This window comes from Vibrio sp. 10N.222.49.A3 (genome assembly GCF_041475145.1).
Classification (GTDB): Bacteria; Pseudomonadota; Gammaproteobacteria; order Enterobacterales; family Vibrionaceae; genus Vibrio; species Vibrio tasmaniensis_A.
Genome location: NZ_JBFRVM010000033.1, coordinates 13,252 through 34,171, shown reverse-complemented (window position 1 = coordinate 34,171; position 20,920 = coordinate 13,252). Strand labels below are relative to the sequence as shown.

The 20,920-nt window shown below is 43.3% G+C and carries 16 protein-coding genes; 7 read left to right on the top strand and 9 right to left on the bottom strand.

Annotated features, from left to right (window positions below; genetic code table 11):
• Positions 1 to 38 precede the first annotated feature (38 nt).
• Genes napA through napF form a run of 3 tightly spaced genes read right to left on the bottom strand, consistent with a single transcriptional unit; the run spans position 39 to position 3,333 of the window.
• Positions 39 to 2,528 carry a periplasmic nitrate reductase subunit alpha gene (gene napA, locus AB4589_RS06365; protein ID WP_009845454.1) on the bottom strand — a complete coding sequence of 830 codons (2,490 nt, stop codon included), beginning with the start codon at positions 2,526 to 2,528 and terminating at the stop codon, positions 39 to 41.
• Complete coding sequence (locus AB4589_RS06360) at positions 2,525 to 2,830, bottom strand: chaperone NapD (RefSeq protein ID WP_009845453.1); 306 nt, start codon at positions 2,828 to 2,830, stop codon at positions 2,525 to 2,527. The genes napA and AB4589_RS06360 overlap by 4 nt, the downstream gene beginning before the upstream one ends.
• Before the next feature lie 23 nt (positions 2,831 to 2,853).
• Positions 2,854 to 3,333 (bottom strand): ferredoxin-type protein NapF, encoded by a 480-nt coding sequence (napF, locus tag AB4589_RS06355; RefSeq protein ID WP_372099805.1) that lies wholly within the window; start codon positions 3,331 to 3,333, stop codon positions 2,854 to 2,856.
• A 253-nt stretch (positions 3,334 to 3,586) separates the two neighbouring features.
• On the opposite strand from napF, the gene narQ reads away from it, so the two are divergent.
• Positions 3,587 to 5,317, top strand: a complete 1,731-nt coding sequence (gene narQ / locus AB4589_RS06350; RefSeq protein WP_372099803.1) for a nitrate/nitrite two-component system sensor histidine kinase NarQ — start codon at positions 3,587 to 3,589, stop codon at positions 5,315 to 5,317.
• Complete coding sequence (locus AB4589_RS06345) at positions 5,304 to 5,936, top strand: response regulator (protein WP_009845450.1); 633 nt, start codon at positions 5,304 to 5,306, stop codon at positions 5,934 to 5,936. The genes narQ and AB4589_RS06345 overlap by 14 nt, the downstream gene beginning before the upstream one ends.
• A 219-nt stretch (positions 5,937 to 6,155) precedes the next feature.
• On the opposite strand, the gene dcuC is transcribed toward AB4589_RS06345, so the two are convergent.
• Both dcuC and AB4589_RS06335 read right to left on the bottom strand, forming a co-directional pair.
• The gene (gene dcuC, locus AB4589_RS06340; RefSeq protein WP_372099801.1) at positions 6,156 to 7,523 is read right to left on the bottom strand and encodes an anaerobic C4-dicarboxylate transporter DcuC; all 1,368 of its coding nucleotides are present in this window, start codon (positions 7,521 to 7,523) and stop codon (positions 6,156 to 6,158) included.
• Positions 7,524 to 8,089: 566 nt separating this feature from the next.
• Entirely contained in the window at positions 8,090 to 8,806 is a 717-nt protein-coding gene (locus AB4589_RS06335; protein ID WP_372099799.1) for a GntR family transcriptional regulator, read from the bottom strand.
• Positions 8,807 to 9,123: 317 nt separating this feature from the next.
• Between AB4589_RS06335 and mngA the strand changes: the two genes are divergently transcribed.
• The 4 genes from mngA (at position 9,124) to manA (ending at position 16,338) form a co-directional block, all read left to right on the top strand.
• Positions 9,124 to 11,058 carry a PTS 2-O-a-mannosyl-D-glycerate transporter subunit IIABC gene (mngA, locus tag AB4589_RS06330; protein WP_004731291.1) on the top strand — a complete coding sequence of 645 codons (1,935 nt, stop codon included), beginning with the start codon at positions 9,124 to 9,126 and terminating at the stop codon, positions 11,056 to 11,058.
• 238 nt (positions 11,059 to 11,296) lie between these two features.
• A complete protein-coding gene (mngB, locus tag AB4589_RS06325) occupies positions 11,297 to 13,936 on the top strand; it encodes a mannosylglycerate hydrolase (RefSeq protein WP_372099797.1) in 2,640 nt (879 codons plus the stop codon).
• A 45-nt stretch (positions 13,937 to 13,981) separates the two neighbouring features.
• Positions 13,982 to 15,148, top strand: coding sequence for a glycerate kinase (locus AB4589_RS06320; RefSeq protein WP_372099795.1), 1,167 nt, complete (start codon positions 13,982 to 13,984; stop codon positions 15,146 to 15,148).
• A gap of 2 nt (positions 15,149 to 15,150) precedes the next feature.
• On the top strand, positions 15,151 to 16,338 hold the full coding sequence (manA, locus tag AB4589_RS06315) for a mannose-6-phosphate isomerase, class I (RefSeq protein ID WP_371709319.1): 1,188 nt from the start codon (positions 15,151 to 15,153) through the stop codon (positions 16,336 to 16,338).
• A 230-nt stretch (positions 16,339 to 16,568) separates the two neighbouring features.
• Here manA and AB4589_RS06310 read toward each other — a convergent pair whose 3' ends face one another.
• Positions 16,569 to 16,859 carry a putative quinol monooxygenase gene (locus tag AB4589_RS06310; protein WP_102250016.1) on the bottom strand — a complete coding sequence of 97 codons (291 nt, stop codon included), beginning with the start codon at positions 16,857 to 16,859 and terminating at the stop codon, positions 16,569 to 16,571.
• Between the two features lie 262 nt (positions 16,860 to 17,121).
• Entirely contained in the window at positions 17,122 to 18,264 is a 1,143-nt protein-coding gene (locus tag AB4589_RS06305; protein ID WP_029223877.1) for a fatty acid desaturase, read from the bottom strand.
• Between the two features lie 166 nt (positions 18,265 to 18,430).
• On the opposite strand from AB4589_RS06305, the gene AB4589_RS06300 reads away from it, so the two are divergent.
• A complete protein-coding gene (locus AB4589_RS06300; RefSeq protein ID WP_009845441.1) occupies positions 18,431 to 18,976 on the top strand; it encodes a GNAT family N-acetyltransferase in 546 nt (181 codons plus the stop codon).
• A 185-nt stretch (positions 18,977 to 19,161) separates the two neighbouring features.
• Here AB4589_RS06300 and ylqF read toward each other — a convergent pair whose 3' ends face one another.
• Both ylqF and AB4589_RS06290 read right to left on the bottom strand, forming a co-directional pair.
• Entirely contained in the window at positions 19,162 to 20,097 is a 936-nt protein-coding gene (gene ylqF, locus AB4589_RS06295; RefSeq protein WP_017069126.1) for a ribosome biogenesis GTPase YlqF, read from the bottom strand.
• Positions 20,098 to 20,263: 166 nt separating this feature from the next.
• A complete protein-coding gene (locus tag AB4589_RS06290; RefSeq protein ID WP_009845439.1) occupies positions 20,264 to 20,578 on the bottom strand; it encodes a cytochrome c in 315 nt (104 codons plus the stop codon).
• Positions 20,579 to 20,920: the final 342 nt, after the last annotated feature.

Below are 20,920 nucleotides of genomic sequence, written 5' to 3'. Positions count from 1 at the left end.
GTTAGATCTTGTATCTAGGTTCGAAAAGCGCTTGGCTCTTAAGAAACCTTAGTGATCTTAACTGGACACTTCTTGTAATCCGTCTGCTTAGACAGAGGATCCGTTGCATCCAAGATCAACTTGTTGATCAGAATTCTTGCATCAAAGAATGGTACGAATACCAAGCCTTGTGGTGGACGGTTTCGACCACGAGTTTCAACACGAACGCGTACTTCACCACGTTTGTTTTCGATAAGAACTTCATCACCACGGCGAAGGCCACGAGCTTTAGCGTCAGCAGGGTGGATGTAACAAAGTGCATCCGGTACTGCTTTGTAAAGTTCTGGTACACGACGAGTCATAGTACCTGTGTGCCAGTGCTCAAGAACACGACCTGTACATAGCCACATGTCGTATTCGTCGCTTGGTACTTCTGGTGGTGCCTCGTAAGGAGCATTGATGATAAGAGCTTTACCATCTGGTTTACCGTAGAAATCCCAACCAGAACCTTTCTTAGCGTATGGATCTGAACCTTCTTTAAAGCGCCACAGTGTTTCTTTACCATCAACAACAGGCCAACGTAGGCCACGGACTTTGTGGTAAGTGTCGTAAGGTGCTAAATCGTGACCGTGATCGCGACCAAAGGCTGCGTATTCTTCGAATAGACCTTTTTGAACGTAGAAACCTTGAGCTTGAGCATCGTCGTTAAGCTCTTGTGCTTCAGACAGTGGGAATGCATCAACGTTGCCGTTTTTGTATAGCACGTCGTACATGGTTTTACCACGATACTCAGGTGCTTTAGCTAGAAGCTCTTCGCCCCAAACTTCTTCAACAGTGAAGCGTTTAGAGAACTCCATGATTTGCCATAGGTCAGACTTTGCTTCACCTACGGTTTTAACTTGTTGGTACCATGCTTGTGTACGACGCTCAGCGTTACCGTAAGCACCTTCTTTTTCAATCCACATTGCTGTTGGAAGGATAAGGTCAGAAGCTTGAGCTGTTGCTGTTGGGTACGGGTCAGAACATACAATGAAGTTGTCTGGGTTACGGTAACCTGGTAGACGTTCAGTGTTGATGTTTGGACCAGCTTGCATGTTGTTGTTACACATTACCCAGTACGCGTTGATCGTACCATCTTTTAACGCACGGTCTTGCGCAACAGCGTGTTTACCCGGTTTAGGTGGGATAGTGCCTTCTGGAAGCTTCCAGATGTCTTCTGCAATCTTACGGTGTTTAGGGTTAGCAACCACCATATCTGCCGGTAGACGGTGAGAGAACGTACCTACTTCACGAGCTGTACCACATGCAGATGGTTGGCCAGTAAGTGAGAATGGGCTGTTACCTGGAGTAGAAATCTTACCTGTAAGAAGGTGGATGTTGTACACAAGGCTGTTCATCCATACACCACGAGTATGTTGGTTCATACCCATAGTCCAAAGTGACATTACTTTGATGTTTGGATCTGCGTATTGCTTAGCCAGCTTGATAAGGTCATCTTGAGATACACCTGACATTTCAGATGCTTTTTCAACGGTGTATTCAGCAACAGAAGCTTTGTAGTCTTCGAAGCTGATATCAGTCATTTTACCTGAGTTAGGGTTCGCAGCGGCTTTCTGTAGTGGGTCATTGTCACGAAGGCCGTAACCGATGTCTGTTGTTGCTTGCTTGAAGTTCGTGTGTTTGTTCACGAATTCCCAGTTCACCGCATCGTTTTGAATGATGTAGTTAGCGATGAAGTTAGCAATCGCAAGATCTGATTGAGGTTCGAAGATGTAACCTGTGTCTGCAAGCTCGAAAGAACGGTGGTAGTAAGTAGACAGTACGTTTACTTTAACGTGTGGGTGGCTTAGACGACGGTCTGTAATACGAGTCCATAGTACTGGGTGCATTTCTGCCATGTTTGAACCCCACAGTACGAATGCATCTGCGTGTTCAAAGTCATCGTAACAACCCATTGGCTCATCGATACCGAAAGTACGCATGAATGCACCTACCGCAGATGCCATACAGTGACGAGCATTTGGATCGATGTTGTTTGAACGGAAGCCCGCTTTCATCAGCTTAACCGCTGCGTAGCCTTCCATTACTGTCCACTGGCCTGAACCGAACATACCAACGCCTGTTGGACCGTTCTTCTTCAGAGCGGCTTTCCATTTCTCAGCCATTACGTCGAAAGCTTTGTCCCAAGATACTGGTGCAAAATCACCATCTTTGTGGAACTCACCATCTTTCATACGAAGAAGAGGCTGTTCAAGACGGTCTTTACCGTACATGATTTTTGAAAGGAAGTAGCCTTTAATACAGTTAAGGCCTTTGTTTACAGGTGCTTCTGGGTCGCCTTGAGTCGCGACCACTTTACCGTTTTGAGTACCAACTAGTACCGAACAGCCCGTACCACAAAAACGACAAGGCGCTTTATCCCACGTGATTTTTGTTTGATCAGAGCTAGCAATCAGGTTGGTTGCTGTTGCTGGTAGAGTTACACCTGCAACGGCTGCCGCTGATGCAGCTGCGTTTGCTTTCACAAACGCGCGTCTTGTCATTTTCATACTTCACCCTCAAGTTGAGAATTGTTGCTTCCAGTTTCTAAATCCGTTTCGTCTAGTCCAGTCTCGATTTGGTGATAAACCAAAGCTGTCCCTAAAACGTTCGTAATATTATTAATTTCTTCGATGGTGTCCGTAACAAAACCTTGGTTCTCGGTTTCTAGGACCACGATGATTTTGCCTTCAGGGCTACTGCCGTAGATTTCCGCATTATCGTATTGCTCGATTTGTGCTTTGATCTCGTCTAGATGCTCTGGGCTCACATGCACGACTAAACTTGATATATGCACTTCATTTAGTGCCATAAATTGCTCTCGTTATTTTTGTTTTATGCATTACTCACAAGAATAGCCGAAGTAGGGCAAACTGCTACGCAGGCTCCACAACCGCTACACTCATCTAACTCGATTTTTGGTAGAGCAACACTGCCTGCTCTAAGTTGAAATTGAATCGCCATAGGTTCACACATGTCACCACAGCTTCGGCATTCAACATTTTGTTGGGCCAAGCATTTATCAGAGATAGTTGCTTTTGCCAGCCAAGGCGTTTCTTCCTCGGGTTTAAAAATTGGCTCTGGACAAACGTCTGCACATTGATAACAGAATGTACATTCGTCTTTTGAGAAGTCGACAGTAGGAAAACCACCGTCGCCGACAATGATGATGTGTGTCTCGCAACTTTCGATGCATTTACCACAACGTGTACAATCATCTGCGAAGCTTTCTAGACTTTTAATCCAAGGCAATCGAATTTGGCTTGAATCTACTTTTCGCCTAGAAAATAGGCGTCGTCTCGATAGGTCTATCATTAAATGCCTACTAATGTTGCTAAGATGTTGTAATTGTAGATCATTGTTTCGTTAATATCTTGTCATTTATCCTCACAAGTAGTGTAGTTTTAGAAATATTTGTATAAATACCCCTTAAGGGCTAAATAGGATCCTATATTGTCTTAGATCAATAAATTATGAAGCGTTTGGTCACATATTGAATGGAGCTCTGTTTTTTGATGTGTGACAATAGGTTCCCGATAGCCATTTTTATACCTTCAGGATATTAACTTTGCTTATTAAACCTGTTTCATCTGTGACGAGTACAATAGCTAAATCATTGCTATTTATATTGCTCCTTTCAGTTGCCACCACCGGTTTTGCTATTTTTACATTGGCGTCCAGCCTTAATGATGCCGAGGCGGTTAATGTTGCTGGCTCGATGCGCATGCAAAGCTACCGTTTAGCGCATGATATTCAAATAGAATCAGTGGATTACGATTCTCATATTCGTGAATTTGAAAGTTCCCTTTATTCCACATCGATGACTAATTTGGTGAGTTGGGAAGTACCAACTGATATTACAAATGATTATTATTTAATAATTGGCCGTTGGCATGAATTGAAGCAGGTTTTAAATAGCGAAGATAGAAAACACTACCTGGTACTCGTTGAAAATTTTGTTATTGAAATCGACCGCTTTGTTTTTAAGTTACAAGAATTTTCAGAAAATAAATTAATTAAATTGGCATGGGCTGGTGGTATAGGTCTAGGTGGAATACTCGTCATATCTCTTTTTGTTGTTCATTTTGTACGTAAACAAGTTGTTAAGCCTCTACACGCTCTCGTTAGAGCTAGCCAGAGAATCAAAAATAGTGATTTCGAGGTTAAGTTAGAGGTTACCAACAATAATGAACTGGGCATTTTGACCAAAACATTTAACTCGATGGCGAAAGATTTAGGCGTGCTGTATCGAAACCTTGAAGATGTTGTCGATGCCAAGACGGTTGAGTTACAAAATGCTAACCAATCATTACAAGCACTCTATTATTCTTCTCAAGAACTCACGGTAACGCGTGTTGCACCGGAAAATTTCCGAGCTATTTTGCAGCACTTGGTCAGTCTAGAAGGGATTGAATCGCTAAGGTTAGAAATCGTCGATAATTCGGGACGTTCTTTGATTATGGATGAAGGTTACGACCCGACTTGCGATTATGAAAAGTTTGAAATGAAACTGGATGATAACGAACTTGTTTTGGGTTATCTGTATTGCTCATATCATCACGGTCATTCAACTAAGACGCTAATTGAGAGTTTTATCCAACTGCTATCGAGAGCTATCTACTATAATCGTGCTCAAAAGAAAGCTGAGCAGCTTATTATTATGGAAGAGCGAGCGACGATTGCGCGTGAACTGCATGATTCATTGGCCCAATCGCTGTCGTATTTAAAAATCCAAGTGACATTGTTAAAGCGTGTTATTGGTAAACTTCCGGAGCACAAACATCGAGAGCAGTCAGAGCAGATAGCATCTGAGCTAGGGAATGGATTAGCGGGTGCTTATACTCAATTGAGAGAGCTACTCACCACATTTAGGTTATCCATCAAAGAGGGTAGCTTTGGAGATGCTTTGAGCACCATGCTAGAGCAACTCACTGAAAGAACCGATGCGAAGATTAAATTAACTAATAACCTTTCATCGCTCGAGCTTGATGCACACAGTCAGGTTCACTTGCTTCAATTGATTCGTGAAGCAACAATAAACGCAATAAAACACGCCAATGCCGACTTGATAGATGTATGCTGTATCGATGAGGACGGACAAGTATTAGTCGTGATTAAAGATAATGGAGAAGGCTTTGACCCAAGTAGTTCGAAGATGAACCACTACGGAATGAGTATTATGCAGGAGCGTGCGGCAAGACTGAATGGTGACTTAACGATTGAAGCGGCTCAAGGTGAGGGCTGTACAGTCATATTGAAATATAAAAGTTTAAAGGAAGTTAAAGTTGACGATTTGTAAAGTAATGTTGGTTGATGATCATCCATTGATGCGCAGAGGTATAAGCCAATTACTGAGCTTTGAAGATGAATTTGAAGTGATTGCAGAAGCAAGTAACGGTACTGAAGCGGTCGCTCTTGCCCATGAAGAAGAACCTGATTTGATCCTGTTGGATCTGAATATGAAAGGCATGTCTGGGCTAGATACCCTGAAAGCACTTCGTACTGATGGTTCAAGCGCTAACATCGTTATTTTAACGGTTTCTGATAGCCCTGCGGATATCGAAGCGATTGTTAAAGCGGGCGCTGATGGTTACTTACTGAAAGATACTGAACCCGATGAGTTGATTGAACTGCTTAAACAAGCACATAGCGGCGATAAGGCATACAGCAGTGTGGTCGCTCGCTATTTGAATGATGCTGACAGTCGAAATGATATCTTCGACCAATTGACTGAACGTGAAATGCAAATTCTTCAAGAAGTCGCGAAAGGTTACCGTAACAAGCAGATCGCCGATCACCTGTTTATTTCTGAATCGACAGTTAAGGTACATATGAAGAGTTTGTTGAAAAAGCTGCAAGTGCCTTCTCGTACCGCAGCAACCGTTCTTTATTTAGAACGTTATGGTGACATGAAGTAGGGTTTGTTCTTTTTAAGTAATACTATTTAAAGCCGTGCTGTTTCAATCCCTTGTGACATTTTTAGTGTCAAGCTCCAATAGATAGAGTTTTGAATTCTCTAATTAATATGACGCAAAAAAGGCGCTGAACTTATTAAGTTCAGCGCCTTTTTGTTAGGGCATTTTATATCGGCATCTCTATCTTAGCTTGTATCAGTCTAGATTGAGTGTTTCTTTAAGTTAAGCTGCCATTGGAACCAATACCAGCGTACCAAAGATAACCGTGATAAGACCACAGATTACTGGAACAGAAGTACGTTTTACAACTTCAAACGGGCTGATTTTACCCATACCCGATGTCGCAACAATTACGCCAGATACTGGAGAGATGGTACGGCCTAAGTTAGAAGCTTGAAGCATAGGGATGATTAGGAACGCTGGGTTCAAGCCCATTTTCGCCGCTAGTGATGGAGCCAGCTCTACGAATGCATAGAAAGGCGCGTTACCAGAACCTGTCGCGATAGCTGCAGCAACCGTTAAACCTGTTAGGATAAGCATCAATGCGATACCGCCTGCGCCTGCCGATTCAGCAAGACCGATTAGGTTATCAATTGCACCGATAGACATTAGACCTTGAGCAAATACGCCCGCCGCAACCAACAACATTACCACGCCTTTGAACGCGTCAGCCATGCCTTGGTAGCAAGAATCTAAGTCTTCTAATGTTTTCTCGCCGTCAAACTTCTTAACAACGTAATCGATAACTGCGCCCACGAAGATAGAACCTACCACAATAGTGTAGATATCAAGTGAAAGCCCCGGAATCGTACGGCCGTTGAATAGGAAAACGCCGATGATAGGTAGGAATGGCAGTGCAGCGTAGAAAACCGGTGCTGTTGTTTCGATTTCCGAAACGTCTACTTTTTCCATTGGCGTGTTTTCTTTTTTATCTAGGTATTTGTTCCAGAAGAAAGCCGCGCCAGCCATCACGATGATTGCACAGATAGAAACAGGCAATACTGTTTGAACAGCAAACACATCAAGAGACATGCCTGATTTTTCAGCTGCGATAACCACATCACCAGAGGTTGGTGAAAGAATGATGGCTGCAGGTGACGCACAAACCGCCACGGCTGCTGGGCGAGAAATACCCATTGCCGTCATCATTGGGAATAGGGTTGCCATCAATAGCACACCAAGACCCGTTGCAGAACTTACCGCTAGAGACATTAGACACGCTACGATGTAAGCCGCTACAAGAAGTACATAGGGAGATTTGATAGCAGCAAGCGGTTTAGAGAACTGTTTCACTACTACGTTGTTAGCACCAATGTGCGTCATGTAAGAAGCAAAACCACAAAGAAGCATGATCTGCATTCCGAGGCCTCCACCTCTATATTGTAACATATACTTAACAAACTCTAGTGAGTCGGTAACCATGTTACCTGTTGAGGCGACTTTAGCTGGTAAGACTGTGTGACCAATAAGGCCAGTAATAAGAAGTAGGGCAAGGCCAGCAGTTAGTAATACGCCTGCCGCTTTATAGCCTTTCACAATAAAGTAACCAACAGCGATGGTAATTACTAATCCGATCAAGAGCTCTAACATAGAAATCTCCACAAAGTTTAAAAAATATAAGAAAGTGTTTCAGAATATGACAATGAATGTACAGAAAACTGCACTGTGGCACGAGGCATAGTTGAGGTTGGTATGATCTAAGACAAACATTTTTTTCTATGTTAATTGTGGTTGTAAATATTGATTAACTACTGTTGTTTGGGTGTTAATAAACAAAATTTGTGACTCCCTAGAATATAACTTGGATCACCTTTGCTTGTTTTAGTTTCATATGACAGGAAGGGTTGGATAACTTTAGCCGTTGATGTGAAAATGGTGTTAATAGCGAGAAAAAGAGAGTTATGTGGGGCAAGAGACGAACGGGCGATTTGATGTGGGAAGCACAATCAAAGTGTTACAGCTTTATGATTTTTTAGAGTGGTTTTAATGCTATCGAGCACTTCGCGTTGAAGCCTGGAGGGAGATTTAATTCTCGGTGATCAAATCACACAACGCGTATCTGGTGTGTGATTTGGTATTAAAGGTAAAAGAAGCTCTAAGTGTGGAAGAGCTTCTTTGGTGCATTCGTTTAGGTAAACCAAAGCCTATAGTATTGCTTACCTTTGGCGTCTTGCGACCAAAGTAAATCGGTAATCGTTAGACGTGAAGTAGTTACGGCTGTATTCAAACACCGTGTTATTGACAAGGTAACCGCGAGTACGTTTTTCAATGATAGGCTGAGCTGGGTCAATACCTAGCTGTTTCGCAACATCTTCAGGCGGAAGAATCGGCACCAATTCTTGCTCACTTCTATCAATCACCATGCCTTTGGTGTTCTCAATAAAGTCGTACTTTGATGTCTGCATCACTTGATAGGTAAGATCTGGGAATAGGGCAACAGGTAACCAAGTTTCTTCAACCGTGATTGGGTTGTTGTCTATGAAACGAACACGCTTTACGTAGAAAACCAATTCGCCCTCTTTGATATCCAGATGCTCAGACATAGCCAAAGAGCAGGGCTTGATTTCAAAGGCCAAAACCTCACTGTGCGTTACGACATCCAAATGCGCCCACTTTTCTTGAAAGCTCGATTGTTTGTAAATGTCGTAATTGATTTTGTTCTCTTTAACGTAAGTGCCGCTGCCTTGAACGCTTTCAAGCTCATCGTTTTCGATCAGTAGCTTGAGTGCTTGTCTTACGGTGACACGGCTGACAGAAAATACTTCACGTAGCTGTGCTTCTGTTGGAAGTGCTTCTCCAACTTTATATTCACCAGAACTGATTTTTTCTCTTATTGCATCTGCGATTTGGCGATACATAGGGAGTCTTGCCATTTTTGCCTCATTTGTGCGCTAGAACAACTAGACTTTGATTAACAACCTGTACCTTAAATACGTAAATTTGCTCTATATAAGCCTTGCTTTAAAGGTTAGTGTGAGCGTCGTATCGGCGTTTTGTAGTACATATAATACAAATTAAACGATACATAACAAGCTTTCTTAAAGGATTTGCCAATACCATTTAAATACAAATTAAATACAAATATGTATTGGTGAGATCGTGATCACGGATTAAATGTCTTGAAGTTGTATTATTCCTCTCGTCGGCAGGGACGACTGTCGTACTAATCCGTGACTATGGGACAAAGGTTATGAAACTTACTACTCTAACGAATAAGTCGCTCGTAAATCTGCAAACCACGTTTAGCAGTCGAGAAGAAGCGATTTACGCACTTGCTGACCAACTGGATCAGCAAGGCAAACTGCATAACAAGCAAGAGTATCTTGATGCAGTATTTGCTCGTGAAGAGCAAGGCCCGACAGCGCTTGGCGAAGGCCTAGCAGTACCGCATGGCAAGACTGACGCGGTTAAAGAAGCTGGCTTCGCTGTAGCAACGCTTAAAGAAGATATGAAATGGAAAGGCTTGGATGAAGACGAAGATGTAAATCTTATCTTCCTAATTGCGATTCCAAATGCAGAAGCGGGTTCTACCCACATGCATCTGCTCACTGCATTGACAACTACATTGGTTGACGACGATGTTCGCGAAGCGGTATTAAAAGCGACAACGGCTGAAGAAATCTTTGCGCTTCTTGATGGCGACAATCAACAAGAAGAAAAACAAGACAACTTAGATACAAATGCACCGACAATTGTATGCGTTACTGCTTGCCCAGCAGGCATTGCTCATACTTATATGGCGGCAGAATACCTAGAAAAAGCCGGCAAAAAGCTTGGCTACAAGGTTCATGTTGAAAAGCAGGGCGCAAACGGTATTGAAGATCGTTTAACTGCGGAACAACTTAACAATGCTGTAGCGTGTGTGTTTGCTGCTGAAGTTGCGATTAAAGAATCTGAGCGCTTTAATGGCATTCCTCGTGTTGAAACCCCAGTTGCAGAACCGATTAAGCACGGTGAACGCATTCTTAATGAAGCGATTGAAGAGTCGAAAAAAGGTAACGGTGCAGAACGTAAAGTTGCTACCGACGACAAACCGAAGAAACTTCCGTTGAAAACTGAGCTTAAACAAGCACTGCTTTCTGGTATTTCTTACGCGGTTCCTCTTATCGTTGCCGGTGGTACTGTTCTTGCGGTTGCTGTTCTTATCGCGCAAATTTTTGACCTGCAAGAGCTCTACGCAACAAAAGATTCTTGGCTATGGATGTATCGCAAACTAGGTGGCGGCCTACTGGGTACATTGATGGTGCCAGTACTGGCGGCTTACACAGCGTATTCATTAGCAGATAAACCGGCACTTGGTCCTGGCTTTGCCGCGGGTATTGCAGCAAACATCATTGGCTCTGGTTTCCTTGGCGGTGTTGTTGGCGGTTTGATTGCGGGTTACGTGATGCGTTGGGTGAAAGAGCATGTTCGCTTAGGCCCTGCGTTTAACGGCTTCCTCACTTTCTACCTTTACCCTGTAATCGGTACTTTGGTGGCAGGTAGCTTGATGCTGTTTGTTATCGGTAAACCTGTAGCGTTTCTAAACCAAGGTCTGACGGATTGGCTGAACGGTATGTCAGGCACCAATGCATTGTTATTGGGTGCGATTCTAGGTCTGTTTGTATCATTCGACTTAGGTGGTCCGGTAAACAAAGCCGCTTACGCATTCTGTTTAGGTGCAATGGCGAACGGTGTTTATGGCCCATACGCAATCTTTGGTTCAGTAAAAATGGTATCAGCGTTCACCGTAACGGCTTCAACCATGATTGCTCCACGCCTATTTAAAGACTTTGAGATTGAAACCGGTAAATCTACATGGCTACTTGGCCTAGCGGGTATTACCGAAGGTGCGATCCCAATGGCGATTGAAGATCCAATCCGTGTAATCGGCTCATTCTTACTAGGATCAGTGGTTACAGGTGCGATGGTTGGTGCGGCAGGTATTGGTCTATCGACTCCGGGTGCAGGTATCTTCTCTATCTTCTTGTTACACGATTCAGGTTTGGGCGCATTCTCTGCTGCTGCAATCTGGTTCGGTGCTGCGATTGTCGGCACAGTGATTTCAACTGTTACTCTTCTGATGTGGCGTGGTCATGCTGTAAAAAAGGGTAAGTTTGAAGCAAGTACTGCAACACAGAACTAACTGAATTTTGAGCTCACTTATAGCTCGTAAGTAAAAACACCATATAAAAAATAACGAACAACTTGGCTGTCCTAAATACCTGTACTCCTAACGGTTTTATTCTCACAGATTCTGGGCGTGGTTTTCTGCACCCTAAATTTAGTGGCAGCCAATTTCAACCCCTTGAAAAACTTTAATTTAGTCGTATTTGAGTGCGAATTTTAGATTTACTCGAAACGACACATTTAGGTAAATGATTATGACTACATCACGCGTACATATTACTCCACACATGCACTGGGATCGTGAATGGTATTTCACAACAGAAGAGTCTCGTATTCTTCTAGTGAACAACATGGAAGAAATCATGAACCGTCTGGAGAGTGATCCAGAATACAAATACTACGTTCTAGATGGCCAAACAGCGGTTCTAGAAGATTACTTTGCGATCAAACCAGAGAACACAGAACGCGTAAAAGCATTGGTTGAAGCGGGCAAGCTTATTATTGGCCCTTGGTATTCTCAAACCGACACAATGCAAGTTTCTGGTGAGTCGATTGTGCGTAACATGATGTATGGCATTCGTGACTGTATGAAATTTGGCGACGCAATGAAGATTGGTTACCTACCAGATTCATTCAGCATGAGTTCTCAACTGCCGATGATCTATAACGGTTTCGACATCACGCGTGCAATGTTCTGGCGTGGTTGTTCAGAGCGTCACGGCACCAACAAAACAGAATTCTTATGGCAGTCTAATGACGGCAGTGAAGTAACGGCACAAGTGCTTCCGCTGGGTTACGCGATTGGTAAATACCTTCCACAAGACGAAGAAGGCTTACGTGCTCGTTTAGATAAGTACTTCCCAGTGCTAGAAAAGCCATCGGTGACTAAAGATATCTTGCTACCGAACGGCCACGACCAAATGCCGATTCAAAAAGACATCTTTGAAGTAATGGACAAGCTTCGCGAAATCTACCCAGATCGTGAATTTTCAATGAGCCGTTACGAAGAAGTGTTCGAGAAAGTAGAAGCGGCGCGCGACCAACTCGACACAATCAAAGGCGAGTTCAACGACGGTAAATACATGCGTGTTCACCGTACGATCTCTTCTACGCGTATGGATATCAAACTGATCCACGCAGAAATCGAAAACAAGATTGTAAATATCTTAGAACCGCTAGCGTCTATCGCTTGGACATTAGGCTTTGAATACCACCATGGTTTGATCGAGAAAATGTGGAAAGAGAGCATGAAGAACCACGCTCATGACTCGATTGGTTGCTGCTGTTCAGACAAGGTTCACGCTGAAATTCTAAACCGTTACATCCTTGCGGACGACATGGCGACCAACCTGATTAACTTCTACAAGCGTAAGATTGTTGACCACATGCCAGATCGCGAAGGTTGCGACAAACTGGCGATGTTCAACCTTTCTCCATACGAGCGTGAAGAAGTGGTTAACACCACTATCACTATCCGTGCTCAAGAATTTTCTATCTTTGATGAAAACGAAAACCCTGTTGAATACTTCATCCAAGACAAGCGCCAAATTGACCCGGGTAAAGTAGACCGTCAAATCGTTCACTACGGTAACTACGACCCGTTTATGGAGTTTGATATTCAAATCAAACGCACTGTGCCAGCGATGGGCTTCACCACGTTACACATCCAAGGTAACGAGAAGGGTGCAGTAAAAGTTGCAGAACAAAAAGACTACTTACTAGAGAACGAGTACTACCGAATCAATGTAAACGACAACGGTACTCTGACTATTTTCGATAAAGAGACAGAGCAAGTATTCGACCAAGTCCTTCGTTTAGAAGACGGTTCTGATGACGGCGATGAGTACGATTACTCTCCATCTCGCCAAGAATGGTTGCTGTACTCAGACGAATTCCCAGTGGAAACATCGATTGACCACCAAGGCTTCCAATCGGTAGCGAACATCGCTTTCCGCATGAACGTGCCTGCAAACCTTGCAGAGCGTGAAGAACGCACGGGTCAAAATGGTTTTGTTGAAGCGCAATGCCAAGTGGTATTGAAACAAGGCTCTCGCCGCATCGAAGTCCGCATGGAATTAGACAACCAAGCCGACGACCACCGTGTTCGTGTATTAGTACCAACACCATTTGTCTCTGAAACTGTCGTTGCAGATAACCAGTTCGGTTGTATTACTCGCCCGACCAATGACCCTGCTATGGCGGTTTGGGAAGAAGAGAAGTGGAAAGAAGCGCCAGTTCCTGTGTATCAGTTAATGAACTTTGCAGCGCTAGAAAACGGCAAAGCGGGCATGGCTATTATGTCGAATGGTCTACGTGAATTTGAAGTGATTGCATCTCAAGGTGACGAAAACCGAGATACCTTCGCACTGACACTATTCCGCGGTATTGGCGTGTTAGGTAAAGAAGAGCTATTGCTTCGTCCAGGTCGTCCTTCAGGTATCAAGATCCCGACACCAGATTCACAAGTGCGCGGCAAGTTAATGTGTGAATTCACGCTGTGTGGTTTCTCTGGTAACCACATTGACGCGAACATCATGGCGCAAGCACGTGACAATGTCACTCAAATCGAATGCTACAACAAGATCCCTTACAACGCGATGAAGCTGAATGTGGGCGAGCAAAATCTACCAATGAGCTTCAGTTTGCTATCGAAGCAACAAGCAGGTGCGGTTCTAAGTGTGCTTAAGAAAGCTGAAGACGAAGATGCGTTGATCATGCGTGTCTACAACCCAGCAGAAACGGGTTCAGTATCGGATTCAATCTCTTTCACTCAAGCAGTTTCAAGCTGGAAAGAGACAAGCATGGACGAGCGAGTACGCGAAGGTGATGTAGCATCTGAAGACTTCGGCCAGTTGGCATCTTGCCAAGCAAAAACATTCCAAATCAAATTCTAATTTCAATCACCCGCTCACCTTGATGGGCGGGAATGGTGAACGACAATGAAAATTGTAATTGCCCCCGATTCATTTAAAGAATCACTCGACGCTCATCAAGTTGCGTCTTGTATTGAGCGTGGATTTGCTGACGTTTTCCCTCATGCAGAGTTTGTGAAAATGCCACTCGCCGATGGCGGAGAAGGCACGGTAGACGTGTTGTTAGACGCGCTCAATGGTAAGAAGCAAGGGCTGCAAACGACGGATCCAATCGGACGTGAATGCACGGCTTACTGGGCTTCACTTGTACAACAGGTTGATGGAAAAAGCGTAAACGCTGCCTTGGTAGAGTTTGCCCAAGCTTCGGGTTTAGACCGATTAACCGTAGAAGAAAGATCACCTTTAACTGCATCTTCGTTTGGCACAGGGCTATTGATTAAAGATGCTTTAGATCAAGGCGTTGAACAAATCATTATCGGCTTGGGCGGTAGCGCAACCAACGATGCAGGTGCAGGCATTTTACAAGCGTTGGGAGGCAAGTTATTAGACAAGCAAGGCAACGAGCTATCTGGTGGCGGTGCCGAATTAAGTCAGCTAGCAAGCATCGATCTTGATGGGCTGCACCCGAGATGTAAAGAAGTCACGTTCGTGGTCGCGTGTGATGTAAATAATCCACTGTGTGGCGAAAGCGGAGCAAGTGCTGTGTTTGGTCCGCAGAAGGGAGTATCAAAAGCTCAAGTTGAACAACTTGATACTGCGATCGGACACTTTGCCGATATCGCTCAAGCGCGTACGGGTATTAATCATCGAGACACAGCTGGTTTTGGTGCGGCTGGTGGTACACCACTGGGGTTAAGTCTTGCATTCAATATCCAAATTAAAGCGGGTATTGAGATGGTACTAGATGCCTTGGGTGCAGATAAGGTTCTTGACGGTGCTTCACTGGTCGTGACTGGAGAGGGGCAGATGGACAACCAAACCCTGCAAGGTAAAACACCTTTCGGTATCGCTCAGCGAGCTCAAAAGCTGAATATTCCAACGATAGGAATTGCGGGCTCTTTGGGGCAAGACGTTGAAAAGCTTTACGGTTCAATGTCTAGCTTATTTGGAACTGTACGTTCACCTCAGTCTTTAGACCAAGTTTTATTAGAAGCGAATCAAAACCTGACTCGTACTGCCCGTAATATCGCCGCCACGCTCAAGCTTGGCAGCCAGATTTTTAATGAGAAGTAATTATGTCTCTATTTAAACTCGACAACGTTATTCAAAACTACGCATGGGGAAGCAAAGACTCCATTAACCAACTGTTTGGTATTGTGAACCCAAACCAAGAACCTCAAGCAGAAATTTGGATGGGTGCTCATCCTAATGGTTGCTCAAAAGTAGGCGATACCGGTGAGCCGCTTTCTCACATGATTGATGAAAATAGAATCGATGTCTTAGGTGGGTACACGGCGGCACGTTTCGGTGAACTACCTTTCTTATTTAAGGTATTAGCAGCTGAAACACCGTTGTCGATTCAGGTTCATCCGAATAAGCGTAAATCTGAATTAGGTTTTGAGCGAGAGAATGCACTTGGTATCCCTTTGAATGCGTCAAATCGTAATTACAAAGATCCAAACCACAAGCCTGAGTTGGTTTATGCGTTGACCTTCTACAAAGCGATGAATGGCTTTCGTCCAATCGACGATATTATTGCCTTGTTCGAAGAAGCAGATATTCGTTCGTTAGCGATTGAGCTTAATGTACTTAAAGCCAATGCCGACAGTGATTCTCTGAAGTCTTTCTTTAGCGCAATTATGTCTCTTGAAGGTGACCGCAAAGCGTCTGCGCTTAATGAGCTTTATGCTGCACATGCGCGACCAGCTAAAACGGTCATGGGGCGTGAAGCTCTGCAATACAGCATTGAATTCAAACAGCACTATCCGGGTGATATTGGTTTGTTTGCCCCATTGATGCTCAACACGGTTGAACTGGCGCCCGGTGAAGCGATGTTCCTGTTCGCAGAAACACCTCACGCTTATGTGCAAGGTACGGGTTTAGAGATCATGGCAAACTCAGACAATGTGCTGCGCGCCGGTCTTACACCCAAATACATAGACGTTCCTGAACTTATCGATAACACGATCTTTGAGCCGATTAAGCCAGAAGATATTCGTCTTAAGCCTGTATTGAAAGAGGGCAAGATGAGCTATCCGATTCCTGTGGATGACTTTGGATTTGATATCTTGTCTGCGACTGATGAGAGCAAGTCACAGTATTTACGTAGCGCGGAGATCTTGTTCTGTGTGGAAGGAGAGGCGACCGTCACTTCAGAAGGACGGTCAGTTTCTCTTAAACCCGGAGAATCGGTCTTTGTAAGTAGTAATTCAAGTGTTTACCAATATCAAGGGAATGGCATTTTGGCTCGTGCTTTTAACTAGTGCCCCCGTGCTAGCGATCAGCAAAAGAAATGTCAGAGTGCCACTGTAAAGTGGTACTCAATATTGGATTGATGGTTGTTACTTATCTGTTTTTGACAGCATTAATTATTGACCATACCCGCTACTCTTGCGGGTTTTTTTATAAGTAGAATGAGCAGATATAAGTGTGTACAAAAGATAAACCCTGCGATCAGAGCAGGGCTTTTATTGAATCAGTACTGAGTGACTGGTTAGGCAATGTGCGTCATTTTATTAAGCACAAAGGTTTCGATACAGTCTTCAGTCGCAGCCATGTACTCAGCGATGTGTTGGCTCGCTAAGTGTTTCTCTAGGTGAGCTTCAGACTCCCAGTTCTCATGAAAAACGAAGTGAGCAGGGTTACTGTTATCTTGGTGTAAGTCGTAGTTTATACAACCGTCTTCAACACGGGTTCTATCGATCAATTTAATCATCTCTGATTTAACTAACTCAATCTTATCTTCTTTAGAGACGATTGTTGCAATAATAGTCAGTTTGCTCATTTTCAATTCCTTAGGTCTAAACTCAGTAAGTTAAAGTAATATAGTTATAAATTCAGATTGAAGAAAGAGTTCTGGAATCCAATAACTATGGTTCTTGAAGCCCATAATTTAGACTTGAGAGTATTTGGCTAATGGCTAATGGCAAATAGGTTACGCTCATAAAAAAGCCCTCATAGTAATATGAGGGCTTCAAATAAGAGTTAAGCAGTGTCGTTACTGGTGCATTAAGCGGACTATCCTGCCTTAAGTATATTGTTCTATCTTAAGCATACTGTTCCACTGTCATTGCCCAATTTTTTTTCTGTTGCTCAAAATTCATTTTGATTTGTTGGTAACGAACTTTAAGTAGAGAGTGTTCGTACTTCTTCACAACATCTTCGCGTTTGCTTTCAAGTAGCTGCTTTTTGACTTCGTAATACTCGTTCATGTTTGATACTAGAGCATCGAATTCTTGTTGAAGTTTGTCTGCGATTTGTTGTTTGTCGGCACGATGCATGATCTTTTGCTGCGTGCGTTTAAGTAACATTGATGCTTCTGCTTTTTCGATACGAGCTTGAGGGGTTTTCTTAAGCTTGCTTGCCAGTCCCATCAAAGAAGCACTCTTGATCAACCATTTTGTAGGATCGTATTGCCACCAGTAGATGCCGTTGCGGTAATCGTTCTCAAAGATGTGGTGGAAGTTGTGGTAGCCTTCGCCAAAAGTGAGTACTGCTAACACACCGTTATCACGGGCCGTGTTTTTGTCGGTAAAAGGTTGGTTACCCCAGATGTGGGCAAGAGAGTTAATGAAGAATGTTGTGTGGTGGTTAAGTACCAAACGAACCGCACCTACGATTAACAACATGCCAATCACGTCACCGTAAATCACGCCCAATGCAATAGGAACACCGAAGTTCATGATCAACGCCAGAAGAACATAGTGCTTGTGCTGCCACATTACGATCTTATCTTTCTTCAGGTCACGACAGTTTTCATAGTTTTCGTACATTGAGGTACTGTAGTTACGAATCATCCAACCAATGTGCGAGTACCAAAAGCCGCGTTTTGCAGAGTACGGGTCTTTGTCATTGTTATCCACGTGCTTATGATGCACACGGTGATCAGAAGACCAGTGTAACGCGCTGTTCTGCAGGGCAAATGCGCCACCTAATGCAAATAAAAATCTTAGGCTCGAATGCGCTTCAAACGCTTTATGAGACCATAAGCGGTGATAACCCGTTGTGATTGAAAGGTTACAGAACGTAAAACAGATTGCTAGCCATATCCAGTGCTCCATACCATAGCCAAAAAAGTAGCCATAAACGGGAGCCGCAACAACAGCAAGCAGCATACTAAAAGAGAATACAAAAATATTGAGCCAGATTAATGGCGGCTTTTTTGTAGATTGTTTGTCGGCACTATTCATTAGCAAATTTCCATTGAGCTTACATCTGTGCGCTAGAATATCAGCGTACACGTGTAAGTCAATATTGAAAGTGTAAACGTGTATTAGTATGTTTTGCTTAAATATTGTATAAAGGTAGTGTGAAATGTAGTAGCAAGTCATAAATGGAAGTACTAAGGGCTAATAAATGGAAATTAAGGTAGCTGAATATAAAGATTATGAGCGGATTGCCCAATTACACGCGGATAGCTGGAAGCTATATTATCGTGGCATTCTTGCTGATGATTACTTAGAAAATGATGTTTTGGAGGACAGATCTGTTATTTGGCAGACTCGTTTGATTAACCCTCCTTTTAACCAACATGTTTTATTGCTTGAAGAGGGCGGTTTACTGGTTGGTTTCGTCTGCGCGTTTGGTAATCACAACTTTGAGCGTGGCACGTTCATCGATGCGTTACATGTAGATAATGCCTATCGCGGTCGTGGTGTTGGTAAGCGTTTATTGTCTGAATTATCGAAGTGGTTGCAGCAATACTATTCGGATTCAGGTCTGTACCTAGAGGTGATGTCTGAAAATCACCAAGCGATTGCTTTTTATCAAGCGATTGGTGGTAAAGAAGAGCTAGAGCAAGTTTGGAATGCACCATGTGGAAGTCAAGTGAATGAGAAGGTGATTTCTTGGAGCTCTCCCGTTGAACTTGAACAGAAAACAGCAAGCATTGTGTATTCTTAGTCACTTCAAGTTGAATAATGGTTCCTTGCTCAACAGCTGCCTCTTACTGAAGTTGCTTTAAAGCTGAAGAACAAACCAAAAAGCCCCGAGCATTAAATTGTTCGGGGCTTTTTTGATTAGAGTAGACGTTTTAATTATTTGGCGTTTAGTCGCACCAAGTGATTTTTTCTTAAAACGAAGAGAGATTAACGCTTGTTCTTCAAGTAACGCTTACGACGCTCTTCTTTTTTCTTAATCTGTTGTTCGGCTTTCAGCGCAGCCGCTTCTTCAACTTCGATCAGCTCTTGTGTGATCATTTCTGGTAGCTCTAACGTTACTTTACCTAAAGTACCATTACGCAGTTCATGAAGTAGGATTTCAGAACATTTGTGAATGTCTATATGACCACCTGCACGAAGTGCGCCACGCTTACGACCAATCGCTTCCATCAATTCGATGTCAGACTCTGGAAGCTCTTCAATTTGGTAGCGTTCTTGCAAAAGATTAGGGTATTGCTTTGCAAGGTACTCGACTGTGTAGAATGCCACTTCATCGTATTCCATTGCCGTATCTTTTACAGCGCCTGTTGCAGCCAAGCGGAAGCCACTGTGTGGGTTTTCTACTTTAGGCCATAGGATTCCAGGAGTATCTGAAAGGATCACGCCATTTTGTAGATTGATACGTTGTTGACGACGAGTTACCGCAGGTTGGTTACCAGTAACCGCGATCGTACGTCCCGCTAAACAGTTGATGATGGTCGATTTACCCACGTTCGGGATGCCCATGATCATTGTACGAATGTTCTTACCCATTTGTTCACGGTGCGGTGCCAGTTTACGTACTAGCTCCATAACGTGGTTAACTTCTTCTTTAGCGCTAGTAGTAATCGCAATCGCTTTAACGCCTTGCTCTTTCTCGAAGTGTTCAATCCAACGCTGAGTAAGTTCAGGATCCGCAAGGTCACGTTTGTTCAACACTTTTACACAAGGCTTATCGCCGCGCAGTGAAGAGATCATTGGGTTTTCACTACTGAACGGGATACGAGCGTCCAGTACTTCGATGATCACATCAACCTGTGGGATAACTTCTTCGATTTCTTTACGGGCTTTATGCATGTGACCCGGAAACCATTGAATAGACATAGAGATAAACCTTGATAAATATATTTGCTGCACATTGTAAGGGTTGGATGATACGTGTAAAGGTATATCTCTCCCGACCTTCAATGAGCTCAGTGAGTTTGCTTGAAGTATAGGCGACTTAGTGATGTTTATTTAACTTAGACTGATCTAATGAAGGTGAAATCCATTACTGTTGTGAAGCATAAAAAGCCGCAATATCTTTCAAGTCTTGATCATTGAGTTTACTCAGTTGTGTTTGCATCATCTCAGCGTAAGCGCCTTGTCTATCACCGTTTTGGTAAGCTTTCATTGTGTTATAGAGGTAAGTTGAATCTTGGCCAGAAAGTTTTGGGTAAGCAGTGTTACTTGTTTCACCCGTGGGGTTATGACAGAAAATGCAACTTGGTGACTTCATTTTACCCAGTTCAGGATCGCCAAAATTAGAGGCATGAAGGCTAGGGGAAAGAGTGAGTAATAGTAAAGTGAAGGAACGGTAAGTCATGCTTTTGCTCCGGTAAAAACATAACAATAAAGCTTACCCTAAGGGGAAGCTCAAGTCCGAATTGCTTTAGATGCTTTAGATGCTTTAGATGCTTTAGATGCTTTATGCTTTAGATATTTTAGAAGCTAATAGTGTTGACAGTTACAACTGACTTCGTTCTGTTAGGCGAGTAGAGGGCTTAAGAAGTGATGTTTTGTGAGTTCAAAAATTCTATTCGTACCTTAGAGGGCAGAATGTAATTAACTCACTGGTGATATGATTTAAACTTCATTGTTCAGTCTGACTGTGATTCTATGATGGAAGGGGGGATAATAGAAGCTCACCTGTTCAAGGGCCTAAATT

Excerpts from the sequence above, each read along its gene's own strand:
- napA (WP_009845454.1), bottom strand. The coding sequence starts at position 2,528 with ATGAAAATGACAAGACGCGCGTTTGTGAAAGCAAACGCAGCTGCATCA.
- AB4589_RS06360 (WP_009845453.1), bottom strand. The coding sequence starts at position 2,830 with ATGGCACTAAATGAAGTGCATATATCAAGTTTAGTCGTGCATGTGAGC.
- napF (WP_372099805.1), bottom strand. The coding sequence starts at position 3,333 with ATGATAGACCTATCGAGACGACGCCTATTTTCTAGGCGAAAAGTAGAT.
- dcuC (WP_372099801.1), bottom strand. The coding sequence starts at position 7,523 with ATGTTAGAGCTCTTGATCGGATTAGTAATTACCATCGCTGTTGGTTAC.
- AB4589_RS06335 (WP_372099799.1), bottom strand. The coding sequence starts at position 8,806 with ATGGCAAGACTCCCTATGTATCGCCAAATCGCAGATGCAATAAGAGAA.
- mngA (WP_004731291.1), top strand. The coding sequence starts at position 9,124 with ATGAAACTTACTACTCTAACGAATAAGTCGCTCGTAAATCTGCAAACC.
- mngB (WP_372099797.1), top strand. The coding sequence starts at position 11,297 with ATGACTACATCACGCGTACATATTACTCCACACATGCACTGGGATCGT.
- AB4589_RS06320 (WP_372099795.1), top strand. The coding sequence starts at position 13,982 with ATGAAAATTGTAATTGCCCCCGATTCATTTAAAGAATCACTCGACGCT.
- manA (WP_371709319.1), top strand. The coding sequence starts at position 15,151 with ATGTCTCTATTTAAACTCGACAACGTTATTCAAAACTACGCATGGGGA.
- AB4589_RS06310 (WP_102250016.1), bottom strand. The coding sequence starts at position 16,859 with ATGAGCAAACTGACTATTATTGCAACAATCGTCTCTAAAGAAGATAAG.
- AB4589_RS06305 (WP_029223877.1), bottom strand. The coding sequence starts at position 18,264 with ATGAATAGTGCCGACAAACAATCTACAAAAAAGCCGCCATTAATCTGG.
- AB4589_RS06300 (WP_009845441.1), top strand. The coding sequence starts at position 18,431 with ATGGAAATTAAGGTAGCTGAATATAAAGATTATGAGCGGATTGCCCAA.
- ylqF (WP_017069126.1), bottom strand. The coding sequence starts at position 20,097 with ATGTCTATTCAATGGTTTCCGGGTCACATGCATAAAGCCCGTAAAGAA.
- AB4589_RS06290 (WP_009845439.1), bottom strand. The coding sequence starts at position 20,578 with ATGACTTACCGTTCCTTCACTTTACTATTACTCACTCTTTCCCCTAGC.